Source organism: Sutcliffiella tianshenii (assembly GCF_016908565.1).
GTDB classification, from domain to species: domain Bacteria; phylum Bacillota; class Bacilli; order Bacillales; family Bacillaceae_I; genus Sutcliffiella_A; species Sutcliffiella_A tianshenii.
Genome location: NZ_JAFBED010000001.1, coordinates 620,542 through 632,942 on the forward strand (window position 1 = coordinate 620,542; position 12,401 = coordinate 632,942).

The window sequence follows — 12,401 nt, forward strand, 5'->3', positions numbered from 1 at the left end:
CCTTTAATTCTGAAGATGTTTTAAAAAAGTTTAAATATTATAAATTCTCCATATCAAAACCTTACTAATAGTCCCTTCCTTCTCATAGGGACAAATGACACAAATTCCTTGCTCCAAAAGCACGAAAAAAAGAACAGCCCGCTTTCGACTGTCCTTCATCGTCCCTATATGCATTTCTCCGATTATCTTTTGGCCAACCCCTGCTTTTCCACATAACCTTTCATTCCTGTACGTTTTGGTTCACGCAGCATATTGGCCATCTGGCTTGACCAGGTGTCGGCGCGCTTGCCTGCGGTACGGGCATGATAGTAGGCGGAGGTGGTTTTATTGTAGTCCTCAAGTTGTTCCTTGTAGCTTTCCTCGTCCGTATTATAGGTGTCCTCGTGATAGACGTGTTCAAACGGGAGACGCGGCTTCACATCGGTTTGCTGTGCCGGGTAGCCGACTGCAAGGCCGAATAGCGGCATGGCATGGCTTGGGATTCCAAGCAGTTCTGTCACCTGTTCCATATTATTGCGGATCCCGCCGATATAGCAGATCCCAAGACCGATGGATTCCGCTGCAATTGAGGCATTTTGTGCAGCGAGCGAAGCATCGATGACAGCAACCATGAATTTCTCCATGCTCTCAAGGGAGCCGTTCACATCCGTCCCTTCCATTTCCCCTATTCTTTCATGGCGGTGAAGATCGGCACAAAACACGAAAAAGTGCCCGCTATGCTCGACATAGGACTGATTCCCGGCAAGCTCAGCCAGCTTCTTTTTCTTCTCCTTATCCTTCACGCCGATGATCGAGTAGGCCTGAATGAAACTTGAGGTGGAAGCGGCCTGTGCACATTCCACAATCGTTCTGATCTGTTCATCAGTTAACGGCCTGTCCTCAAATTTTCGAATCGAGCGATGCTGTAAAATGGTTTCAATTGTAGGGTTCATCCCTGCTCCTCCTCTTGTTGGCAATCTTACTATCCATTAAATCAGTTCCTGAGGAGGATTTCCAGAAGGAGCTCTTTTCGTAGAAATTCTCTTCCCCCATTCTAATCCCGGATTGCCCCTTGTTTGAATTTTGCAAAAAAGAAGGAATCCTGTCGCCAATAGAGAATTGTAGAAGATGGATGGGAAACATTTTAAAAGGGGGAGTATATTTGAAGGCAGTCATTTCTTTTTTTAACAGATTGATGCAACGTTATCTACCTGATCCATTTTTATTTGTCATCATTTTAACTTTTGTTGTATTCGGTTTGGGTCTACTTTTCACCGACAGTGGTCCTGTAGATATGGCAAAGCATTGGGGTGGCGGCTTCTGGGCCTTACTTGCTTTCTCGATGCAGATGGTGCTTGTCCTTGTAACAGGACATGTGCTGGCCAGCAGTCCCATTTTTAAAAGAATGCTTGGTGCTCTTGCGTCCACGGCGAAGTCGCCTGGCTCGGCAATCATTATCGTAACCATCGTTTCCATTGTCGCGAGTTGGATTAACTGGGGCTTCGGGCTTGTTATCGGGGCATTGTTTGCAAAGGAACTGGCAAAGCGCGTGGAAAACGTGGACTACAGGCTATTGATTGCAAGCGCTTACAGTGGTTTCATTGTCTGGCATGGCGGATTTTCAGGATCCATCCCGCTTACCATTGCGACAGAGGGCCACTTTTCACAGGATCTGATCGGTGTCATCAGTACAGATCAAACCATTTTTGCTCCATTCAACCTGGCTATCATCGCGGCGCTATTCATTACGTTGCCTTTGTTGAACCGCTTAATGATGCCTTCCAAGGACGAAACGATCACTGTCGATCCTGCTGTGTTGGATGACTCTTCAAGTCTGCAGGCGGCAACTGTTGAGAAAGTAGAGCTCACTCCAGCGGATCGTTTGGAGAACAGCTGGGTCCTTTCCCTGCTTGTTTCGGTGTTGGGACTATTTTTCCTGTTCCTCTATTTTGCCGACAATGGCTTCAAATTGAATCTGGATATCGTAAACTTCCTATTCCTTTTCCTGGGCATCCTGTTCCACTGGCGCCCTAAACTTTTCCTGGAAGCAGTGATGAATGCAGTAAAAGGGGCAAGTGGGATCATCATTCAATTCCCGTTCTACGCGGGAATCATGGGGATGATGGTAACTTCAGGCTTAGCCGGAGTCATGTCAGAGGCATTCGTCTCCATTTCCAATGAGCATACCTTCCATTTCTTCACCTTTTTAAGCGCTGGTATCGTGAACGTCTTCGTTCCATCCGGTGGAGGGCAGTGGTCGGTACAGGCACCAATCATGCTGAAAGCTGCTCAATCACTTGATGTATCTGTTGCAAAAACGGCAATGGCAGTGGCATGGGGGGATGCATGGACAAACATGATCCAGCCATTCTGGGCTTTGCCTGCACTTGCAATCGCCGGCTTGAAGGCAAAGGATATCATGGGATTCTGTGTGATTGTCCTATTCATAAGCGGAGTCATCATCTCCCTGGCATTTTTACTTTTATAACAGCAACTCTGCGCTCCTCCTATTTATTAGGGGGAGCTTTTTTCATAAGGATTATGAATAGCGTTAGGGTCAGGCTCTGGATGTAAAAATAAAAGGGAAACGAGTACACAAACTGATAGCCATTTTTATAATGGAACACCCCTAAATACGTTGCCAACCCTTCGACAAACATGGCAATGATCGACCACATGATGATATAAAGGAATGTGAAGTAGCCTTTCAGCTTTAAATAGTCATAGAGATAAAAGAACAGATAGCCGAACGGCCCATACATGATGTAGGACAAAAAGTCGTAGATTTCAAATTTCGAACTGTCATTCACGTCATAAAAATCGAATGGCGGAATGCTGATCGTATGGTCAAAAACGATGCCGCTGTTGATGCCGATGAATAGGAAAAGCAAGGTGTAAGCAGGTGGATATCGCTTTGGGAGAATCAAAATGAGTGTGTAGCCCGCAACAAGACTCGCAAGAATAAACCATTCATTCGAGTTGAAGGATTGGTCATATTGGACAATGGCAAAAAGGTTCATGGCGATTCCTTCACCACCTTTTCTCTTTCTATGAGATAGCGGTAGGCACTGGCTATCACAAATGCGGTTGTCAAATAAATGGCGGAAAGAAGCAAGGACCTCCCAAAGGACCAATCGGTATAGGTAATGATATTAAACTCGATCCCTAAAGCGTCCAATAAGAGCCAGACTGCTGAAATGATGAGCCCCCAGCCTATTTTGGTCAGAAAGGGCTTATCCATGATTTTATTCACAAAGATAAGCAGCAGAATCGGACCGATGATTGTCCGCTGAAACCAGAAGCTGATAAAGAGATGCGGCTCTCTTGAATACTCGATCATTTTGAGATTCAAGCTCAGCATGGTAAGCACATTCTTATTGATAAAAAAGAAGAAGAAAAAGAGAAAAAAATTCTCAAGGAGGGACAGTGATTTTTTCTGAAACAGGAAATATGCCGCAAAAAACCATGTCAGGATAAGAAAAATGACCACTTCCACTTGTGTTTCCTCCTCTTTAGTTAAAATTCGACAAATTTCGCGCATTCATATAAAAAAGAGAAGCTATCTCGCTTCTCTTCTGCTAGTATGCACTAATTGCATCACTTTATTAAATTCCACAAAATCACAATCCTGAATTCAGCCTTTAACTTTCCAATCCACAAGCGCCGTTGCTCCCTTGAATGCATCCTGCACATCATGCTTCTGTACGTTATCCAGGATGTCCCCGTTTGTCAAAATAACAGGTGTCACGATGCTTTTCGCTTTTTGCTTGATCAGCTCGATATCGAATGTCAGTAGTGGCGTACCGACTGTGACTTTATCGCCGACACTTACCAATCCTTCAAAGCCCTCACCCTTCATGCCGACTGTTTCAAGGCCCACATGAATCAGGATCTCCACGCCAGTTTCAGACTTGATCCCGATGGCATGCTTTGTCGGGAAGAATTGCATGATTTCCCCATTTACCGGGGAAACGACTGTTCCTTCCGTAGGTTCGATCGCGATGCCGTCTCCCATCATCTTTTGTGCAAAAACAGGATCAGGAACGTCTTCTAGCGGAATCATCTTTCCTGTAATCGGTGCTACCAATACCTCTTCTGTCTTCACTTCGTTCTTTCCGAAAAGCTTTTTCAAAAATGACATACTTGTTACCTCCTAGTGGTCTGAATTGTCAGGAAAATAAAAAAGACCCAACACGCCCGGGGGTTATCCGGTTTCGTATTAGGTCTTGCCTGCTTTACCAGTCACAATCCATCTTGTTATTTTTATAAAATATATGACAACGCACGGTTTGTCAAACAGTTTGTTCTAGGAGTTCACAGGTCCCTTTGCAAGCTGCTCCCAGTCCGGGTATAGATCAGAACGGCGGTCCCGCCACGTTGTCACAGATCCACTCTGCCTCACTTTTTCCAAAAGGGAGATATCAAGGTCGCCAGTCACTATCATATCCTGGTTCAATTCCCCCTCCACGACGATGCCTCTTGGCGGGAAAGGAACGTCATTCGGTGAAATGATCGCTGCCTGGCCGAAGTTGCCGCGCATAAAGTCGACGGTCGGCAAGGAACCGATCGTGCCTGTTGTCACCACATACACCTGATTCTCGATGGTGCGGGCATGACAGGAATAGCGAACGCGGTGGAAGCCATGACGGTCGTCGGTGCACGATGGACAGAATACCACATCTGCCCCCATCGCCTTCACGAGGCGCACAACCTCCGGAAACTCGATATCATAGCACGTCAGCATCGCGATGGTGCCCTTTTCCGTTTCAAACACCTGCAAGCCTTCCCCAGGCGTGATGCCCCATTCCTGAACCTCTGTGGGTGTCAGATGAAGCTTTGTCTGGATGGCAATCGTTCCATCCGGGTAGAAGAGATGTGCAGCGTTATAGAGCTTGCCATCTTTTTCGATAACATGGGTCCCCCCGATGATGTGCATGCCCGTCTGCTTGGCAATACCGGTGAAAAGCTGGTAATACAAGTCCGTATAGGACGGTAGATCTTTTATCGTCTGCTCTCTTCCGTCAACTGGGAACGAGAGTAATTGGGTGGTCAGGAATTCAGGAAACAATACGAAATCCGCATCAAATTCAGCGGCTGTTTTTACATAATGGATGACTTGATTTGCAAATTCTTCAAAACTATTGATGGTATGCAAGTGATATTGCACAGCAGAAGCACGAAACTTCATCTGGAGGCCCCCTTTTTCCGGTCTTTTACAACTAGTTTATTATAGAGGATGTGGGGGGTGCGGAACAATGGTTAATTTATTGGAAACTGTTTTGGGTGTAGATGAGAAAATGGAATGTGTACATTAAACAACAAAACCAACCACAAAATCCCCCACCAAAACTAGTGCCTGGCCCCTCCATCAACCCCAAAAACTCTCTCTCCCCAAAATAAAAAAAAGGGGCCTGGCACTAATTAGCACCGCCCCCCACTACAATTAATTTACCAATCCTACTCCTACCCCAGCACTTCCAGCACGGCTTTGGCGACGCCGCTGTTGATGTTGGTGTCGGTTTCCATGTGGGCTTTGGCCTTTACGCCTTCTGGGGCATTGCCCATTGCGACGGCGCGGCCGACTCTTTCGAACATGGAGACATCATTGTAGTTGTCTCCGATTGCCATCGTGTCCTCCATGGAAATGCCGCGCTCGCTCGTGAAGACCGACAAGGCTATCCCTTTTTGCGCTTCAATGCTTGTGATCTCCAGGTTGTCCTTACCGGATGAGCTGATGGCCACATGCCCTGTTTCAAGCAGCTCGCTTCGTGCCGCTTCCAGCCTTTTCTTATCAAGCGAGAAGGCAAGCAGCTTGAAGATGATTGTTTTTTCATCATTTAAAATTGGTTCAAAGCTGTCAACCAGCTTCGTTCGACCGTCTTCCATTCTTTCCTTTGCTGCCTTGAGTACTTCCTCATAGTCGTTTTCCTCATTCACAGACATGAAAATGTCCAAAAGGGTGGCAACCGCCTTGTCGTAGTCCTTGGAATAGGTTCCGCTTTGTGTGTAGAGCTCAAAATACACATCATGTTTATCGAGGATCTCAGCAAGTTCCAATACTTGTTTGTTCATCAAGGGGTTGATGGCTACAACCTCGCCCTCCATCGAACGCACTTCCGCTCCATTGACACAGATGATAGGGGTGTGTATGTCCGCTTCTATCAGGACGTCCTTCGCTTCTGCATACGACCTGCCTGTGGCAATGACAACCTCGACGCCATTTCTTTGTGCAACCTTTACTGCCTTTGCATTCTCTTCACTTACGACATGATTATTATTCAATAACGTTCCATCCATATCTATTGCAATACATTTTATCAATCCGTTCACCTCTTATATAATTTAAGTGCTGTCTTCTATCCTAAAGTATTCCTTCAACTAATTTCAAATATTATACTAAGAGAATTATTTTCTGGCTATTTTGAAAAATATAGATTTTTTGGGCAATAAATGTTAAAATTTCTAATATTAAGGGAATAATATTTGGTTTAGGCGAGGTAGAATGCTATGAGAATTTCCTCAACACATATCGGTAAAATCCTAATAGATGATATATATTCTGTATCAGGAAATCTTTTATTGAAAAAAGGCACTATCTTGACTAAAAAGCATGTAAATAGTCTGGAGAACCATGATTACATTTTCAACCAAAAATCATTAGTGGAACAGCCTAATCATCTCTCCAATAACTACTTTCAGCATGTAAAAAGCATTTATGAAAACAGTGTGAATGCTTTTCAGACGATTTTTTCGAAAATGGAACAAGAGAACATCCCTCCTATCGAAGAAATTCATGAAATGCTTGCACCCTTAGTGGACAAGCTGGTTGATGACCCTGTATTCATACGTTATATTGAGCAAGTAAAAAGTTATGACAACTATACATATTCCCACAGTCTGAATGTAGGCATTTATGCATCCCTGATTGGAAAAATTATGGGCCTCGAAAAGGATAAGATAAAACTCTTAGGTCAGATGGGCCTGTTTCATGACGTCGGAAAGCTGTTAATAGACAAAACCATTCTGCAAAAGCCAGGCCGTCTAACTGAAAGTGAATGGACCGAGATTCAAAGACATACAACACTTGGATACGAACTTTTGCGAAAGAATAAAACAATTGACCCACATATTCTGCAAGGAGCCTTACTGCACCATGAGCGTCTGGATGGTAGTGGCTATCCCACTGGAATCAAGCACGAAAGAATTCCTTATTTTGTACAAATTCTTTCCGTAGCAGATATGTACGATGCTCTTTCATCCGAGCGTAGCTACCGTGCGAAACAGAATCTTTTTGTCACAAGCAAGATCCTTATCCAAGAAGCGAGCTATAATCGCGTCAATCCGGCAATCGTTTATCCATTCATCCGCTATATCTTCTCGAATCATATACGCGATGAGGTCTTGCTTAACAATGGACAGCTTGCTGAGATCATTTTTATCCATACCGACGAACCACATCTGCCCATCATTAAAATCGATGACCATTTTATCGATCTCAGAAAACATAAAGAACTGGAGATATTGGATTTTGCCAACTGATGGCATGTCCGGTATCTCTTTTTTGTGTTTGTTTTTGCGAATTTAAGGGAAAGTAATAGGAGAAACTTTTCGATCTGCCAATAACTACCTTTGAAAAATGAGAGAAATGTATTAAAATAACTAACGTTGCATATTTACGCATAAGGAGAATCTACATTGAAAAATACACCATCTTATCGCACGATTGATATCTTAAAATTTCTTATTCCATCACTAATCGGGATCCTGTTATTCATGTTCCCCATTTCCTATAACGATGAAATCACGATACCCATCGCCATTCTTTCCGGGGAGCTGCAGGAGCTGCTTGGGGGCACCATCCCATATATCATGACAGCCATCATTACCATTACTGCTATCGCGACTGTCTTTACAAAGCTCGCGAAGCCTTCTTATACGAAACGGCCCGGCTTTTTCAATGCCCTGCTGAATGTTTCCCTGTTCTGGACAATCACCCGCATTGTCGGGATGGTCTTTGCGATCATGACCCTCTTCAAGCTTGGACCGGAGGCTGTTTGGAGTGAAGCGACAGGTGGCCTTTTATTATTTGAACTGCTTCCCATCCTGTTGACTGTATTCCTTTTTGCCGGTTTATTTTTACCTCTGCTTTTGGATTACGGACTATTGGAGTTCTTCGGGGCTTTATTAACGAAGATCATGCGACCGGTTTTCACCCTGCCAGGACGCTCTTCCATCGATACGATGGCTTCCTGGCTTGGGGATGGTACCATCGGGGTGCTATTGACCAGTAAGCAATATGAAGAAGGTTACTATACTAAGCGTGAAGCGGCGGTCATCGGTACGACCTTTTCCGTCGTTTCGATTACGTTCAGCTTGATCGTCATATCCCAGGTCGGACTTGAGGAAATGTTTGTTCCTTTCTACGCAACCGTCGCACTATCAGGACTTGTTGCTGCGATCATCATGCCGCGCATTCCGCCACTTTCATGGAAGCCGGATACGTATTACAACGGCGAGGAGAAAGAAGAGAAAGAATTGATCCCGGAAGGTTACTCCCCGTTAAAATGGGGTTATACCCAAGCCGTGGAGCGTGCTGCGAAAAATAGGAGCGTCAGCAAATTCTTCATCGAGGGCGGAAAAAATGTCCTCGATATGTGGATGGGTGTCGCACCGATCGTCATGGCGTTCGGAACAATCGCCCTTGTTTTAGCGGAGAATACGCCGCTGTTCACATGGTTGGGAGTACCATTCATCCCGCTATTGGAGCTGCTGCAGATTCCTGAGGCGAAGGCTGCATCCGAGACCATGATGGTCGGATTTGCCGATATGTTCCTGCCTTCCGTATTGGGTGCCGATATCCAAAGCGAACTGACACGTTTCGTGGTCGCGACAGTATCCGTGACCCAGCTCATCTACCTTTCCGAGGTCGGTGGCGTATTGCTAGGATCAAAGGTACCGGTATCATTCAAGGACCTGTTCATCATCTTCATCCTGCGTACATTGATTACGCTGCCTGTCATTGCAATCATGGGCCATATCTTTTTCTAATAAAATGCGAAAGGTGCCAGACCCCGTTTTTAGGGGTCTGGCACCTTTTTTGCTTATGCTCTTTCCAACTCTTCACCAAGCAATTTGGCCAATTGCAGCATACCGAATTTCCCTGCCACTTTTTCGGCATCGGCATTGTAGTTGGTGTTCGTGTTGACATCATAAGTGAAAATTTCACCATTTGCGTTGCGGATAAATTCTATTCCGGCAACCTGGATGTTATTTTCCTTCAGGAATGTCTCGTATTTTTCAATGATTGGATCAGCGAAATCCTCGACAATGCGGAACTTCGGCTTCTCTTCCACTTCTTCCCCTACCGGACAGAACAGGTCGTCAATCTGGCAGGCATCCGCCGGGCAGAGCTCAAACCCTTCTGACGTATCCACCCTCACCGCATAGAGGAACTTGCCGCCTACAAACTCGCATCTCGTGATATAGGATTCCGGTGATTCGATATATTCCTGGATCAAGGTAATCCCGTCGACAGGTTCCTCAAATGTCGGACCATACAAATAATCCTCTAGGCTTGCCGTGGAGCGGAATAGCTGGACTCCCAGACCTTTTCCGGCGCGGTTGTGCTTTGTGATGAACGCCTCGGACCCCAATTTCTTTGCCGCCTCGATAATATTGGCCTTTCCAACTGCCGCTATCGTTTTCGGCGTACGGATCCCCTGCTTCTCGAGAGACGTATACTGATTCACCTTGCTCAGTTCAAGCTGAAGCGCACGGCTGCCGTTCAGCACTTTTCGGCCATGATGCTCAAGCCATGAGATCACTGCCCCCGTCAATTCCGGCGCAAAACGGTGGTCCCTTGTGTGGGAGGACGCACTCATCCTGTTATAAAATACCCCTTCAGGTGGCGCCTCCACCAATGGCACGAGCCCTTCGTCAAGATGCCATTCCTCAAACGGCAGGTCCAATTCTTTTAATCTATTGGTCAGATGGTCGGTCCATTCTTTGTTTTCATGTATGATATATATCTTTTTCAACGTCTATTCCTCCAATTTCTGCAAGTCTACTGGTTTGAATGTGCTTTAGGCTTGAGCAAGCCGTTGACCTTGTACAAGGGGCATCACTTTTTCCGCAAAGCGCTCCATTTCCTCGAGCTGCGGGGAAAATTGCAACAAGAGCAGGTCGACGCCAGCATCCTCGTACTCTCTTATTTTGGCGGCAACCTGTTCCGGTGTACCGATCAGGTTAGGCCGCAACCCCCTATTGGATACCGAATAGTCCTGCAGTTGGATCTGCTGCTCGAGCTGCGATTTGCTTGTGAAATCCTTGAAGCCCGCATAGGCATCGGACTCCTTCACATCTGTGATTCTAGCAAGCTCCTCGTTTGCTTCTTCCTCAGTATCCCTGCAGATGACATACGCCGCCATCCCGAATGATTGGAACGGAGGGTGATCCGTCTTGGCTCTGAGCTCTTTCATTTCCCCTATTTTGCGGGCAACCTCTTCCACTGTTCCGCCATGCATGACATACGCATCGCAATAGGAGGAAATGACCTCTTTCCCTTTCGGACTCTCGCCACCTGCGTAAAGAATCGGATTAGGACGCTGCACCGGCTTTGGGAATAGCTTCGTTTCCTTGAATTGATAGTACTTTCCGTCATAGCTGAAGGAATCCTCGGTCCATAGCCCTTTCAGCACATCGATGAATTCCTTTGTCCGTTCATACCGTTCATCATGCTCGGTGAAAATGCCGCCATACTGCCGCGCCTCCTCCTCCCACCAGGCAGAAACGACATTCAGGGTCAGACGGCCATTACTGATGTGATCGATATTCGCAATCGCTTTGGCCGCTATCGCAGGATTATGAAAGCCGGGACGGATCGCGGTCATGATCTCGATTTTCTCCGTCACAGCAGCAAGTGCAGCAGCCGTTGACCAAGCCTCCAGACTGTCCTCCTGTGGCCCCTTTATATCATTTAAAAATAATTCCGCAATCAATGTGGTGTCATAGCCAAGCCTTTCCGCCTGCTGTATGACCTTTTTTGCATAATCAAAGGTGGGCGGCATCTGCTCATCCTCCACATTTCTCAACCACCCGCCAAAAATCGGTAACCAAAATCCGAATTTCATCCGCTATCTTCCCTTCGCCCTTAGATTTTTGACAAATAAAAAAACTTCCTCGATAAGAAGAAGTTTGGAATGGGAACCCGTCCATCTACTTATCTGCCAAGAACAAATTGTCTTGCTGGAATTAGCACCTGCACACACCTGTGCGGTTGCCGGGTTTCATCGGGCCAGTCCCTCCACCTCTCTGGATAAGAAAATAACTATTAATTTAGACTAATCCTATCACGAAAGTCAGGATTAGACAACTGTTTCGGATCGCTAAATATGTCTGTGATATGTTATGCAGGAGGAGGGGGAGATATGTTGTTTGCTGTTTGAGGGGATTAACATTACGGACAGATGGAAAGGTGCCGGCCGGCCAGGAATGATGTCGAATATCCTCGAATCCTGCGCTTTGTGCATAAGACAACCGTTTTTGAGCGTAAATCTGATTTATTGTGCATAAAATTGATTTTTTGTGCATATATTTATATTTTTGAGCATAAACCATGGTTTTTTGTGCATAACGTAAATTTCGGACCACTTTCACATCCCGGGAGACCCAATAAACTATGAAAATAGCACAAAAAAAGCCACCTGCCGCAATTCCCGCGACAGGTGACTCCTTATTAAGTAATTATTGTACGTCCTTTTTGAAATTCGGCGCATGCAATCCAGCCTTTTCGAATGTTGCGCCGATCTTTTCGTGGAATGCTGCAAGTGCCGCATCCATTTCTGTCAGGTCAGCATCTGGCTTTAATGTTGCCGCGCGCTCTTCGAAGTAAAGCGCAAGCAATTCAACGGATTCTTTCATGTCTCCCTGAAGCTCTTTGCTTAAGTCGGAAGGGATCTCGAGTCCGCGTAGCTCGTTTGCAATAAGTTTACTTGAGGAAACCGCTTCTTCCTGAAGGGCTGCATCCTGTGATTGTTCATATGCTGTCACCGGCTCCAGGTTTTTGCGGATGGTATGGATCATTTCCATTTGAAGGCCGACCAATGCCGTAATCTGCTTGCTATCGTTATTATCAGAAGGCTTACTTGCTTCCGTTTCTTTTGTTTCATTTTTATTTTCTGCATTGCATCCTGCCAATACAGCGATGCTAAGTAATGCTGTCAATAGTATGCTCATCCATTTTTTCATTGTAAAAGTTCTCCTTTATTGTCCATCTTAGTACGGTACATAGTTTACTTCTTTTATAAAAGGATGTATAGCGAATAGAGGAAAGTAAGACTATTTCAGCAATAATAAATTTTCTTAAAATAACACTTTTTACATGAGAATAAACTTTATTAATTTTAGATGAATGTTAAATTTTT

At 45.4% G+C, this 12,401-nt stretch carries 12 protein-coding genes and 1 riboswitch; of the genes, 3 read left to right on the plus strand and 9 right to left on the minus strand.

Annotation, left to right across the window (positions count from 1 at the left end; all coding sequences use genetic code 11):
* Window positions 1-182: 182 nt before the first annotated feature.
* Window positions 183-932: an oxygen-insensitive NADPH nitroreductase gene (nfsA, locus tag JOC95_RS02740; RefSeq protein WP_204413145.1), complete on the minus strand. Its 750-nt coding sequence runs from the start codon at window positions 930-932 to the stop codon at window positions 183-185.
* Between the two features lie 209 nt (window positions 933-1,141).
* Here nfsA and JOC95_RS02745 point away from each other — a divergent pair, with 209 nt between their 5' ends.
* Window positions 1,142-2,467, plus strand: coding sequence for a short-chain fatty acid transporter (locus tag JOC95_RS02745; protein ID WP_204413146.1), 1,326 nt, complete (start codon window positions 1,142-1,144; stop codon window positions 2,465-2,467).
* A gap of 19 nt (window positions 2,468-2,486) precedes the next feature.
* On the opposite strand, the gene JOC95_RS02750 is transcribed toward JOC95_RS02745, so the two are convergent.
* From JOC95_RS02750 to JOC95_RS02770, 5 genes are all read right to left on the minus strand, one after another.
* A complete protein-coding gene (locus JOC95_RS02750; protein WP_204413147.1) occupies window positions 2,487-2,999 on the minus strand; it encodes a hypothetical protein in 513 nt (170 codons plus the stop codon).
* Window positions 2,996-3,475 (minus strand): hypothetical protein, encoded by a 480-nt coding sequence (locus JOC95_RS02755; RefSeq protein WP_204413148.1) that lies wholly within the window; start codon window positions 3,473-3,475, stop codon window positions 2,996-2,998. Before JOC95_RS02755 ends, JOC95_RS02750 begins: the two co-directional genes overlap by 4 nt.
* Window positions 3,476-3,613: 138 nt before the next feature.
* Window positions 3,614-4,120, minus strand: coding sequence for a PTS sugar transporter subunit IIA (locus tag JOC95_RS02760; RefSeq protein ID WP_204413150.1), 507 nt, complete (start codon window positions 4,118-4,120; stop codon window positions 3,614-3,616).
* 165 nt (window positions 4,121-4,285) lie between these two features.
* Window positions 4,286-5,167 carry a carbon-nitrogen hydrolase family protein gene (locus JOC95_RS02765; protein WP_204413152.1) on the minus strand — a complete coding sequence of 294 codons (882 nt, stop codon included), beginning with the start codon at window positions 5,165-5,167 and terminating at the stop codon, window positions 4,286-4,288.
* A 275-nt stretch (window positions 5,168-5,442) separates the two neighbouring features.
* Window positions 5,443-6,300 (minus strand): Cof-type HAD-IIB family hydrolase, encoded by an 858-nt coding sequence (locus JOC95_RS02770; protein ID WP_204413154.1) that lies wholly within the window; start codon window positions 6,298-6,300, stop codon window positions 5,443-5,445.
* A gap of 186 nt (window positions 6,301-6,486) precedes the next feature.
* Between JOC95_RS02770 and JOC95_RS02775 the strand changes: the two genes are divergently transcribed.
* Window positions 6,487-7,518: an HD-GYP domain-containing protein gene (locus tag JOC95_RS02775; protein ID WP_204413156.1), complete on the plus strand. Its 1,032-nt coding sequence runs from the start codon at window positions 6,487-6,489 to the stop codon at window positions 7,516-7,518.
* Window positions 7,519-7,674: 156 nt separating this feature from the next.
* Window positions 7,675-9,027, plus strand: a complete 1,353-nt coding sequence (locus JOC95_RS02780) for a YjiH family protein (protein WP_419096213.1) — start codon at window positions 7,675-7,677, stop codon at window positions 9,025-9,027.
* A 53-nt stretch (window positions 9,028-9,080) separates the two neighbouring features.
* Here the strand turns inward: JOC95_RS02780 and JOC95_RS02785 are convergent, their stop codons facing one another.
* The 3 genes from JOC95_RS02785 to JOC95_RS02795 all read right to left on the minus strand — a co-directional run bounded on the left by JOC95_RS02785 (window position 9,081) and on the right by JOC95_RS02795 (window position 12,225).
* Window positions 9,081-10,016, minus strand: a complete 936-nt coding sequence (locus tag JOC95_RS02785) for an ATP-grasp domain-containing protein (protein WP_204413158.1) — start codon at window positions 10,014-10,016, stop codon at window positions 9,081-9,083.
* Between the two features lie 45 nt (window positions 10,017-10,061).
* On the minus strand, window positions 10,062-11,108 hold the full coding sequence (locus JOC95_RS02790; protein WP_204413160.1) for an LLM class flavin-dependent oxidoreductase: 1,047 nt from the start codon (window positions 11,106-11,108) through the stop codon (window positions 10,062-10,064).
* An 86-nt stretch (window positions 11,109-11,194) separates the two neighbouring features.
* Window positions 11,195-11,300, minus strand: a riboswitch (SAM riboswitch).
* A gap of 421 nt (window positions 11,301-11,721) precedes the next feature.
* A complete protein-coding gene (locus JOC95_RS02795) occupies window positions 11,722-12,225 on the minus strand; it encodes a hypothetical protein (protein ID WP_204413162.1) in 504 nt (167 codons plus the stop codon).
* Window positions 12,226-12,401 lie beyond the last annotated feature (176 nt).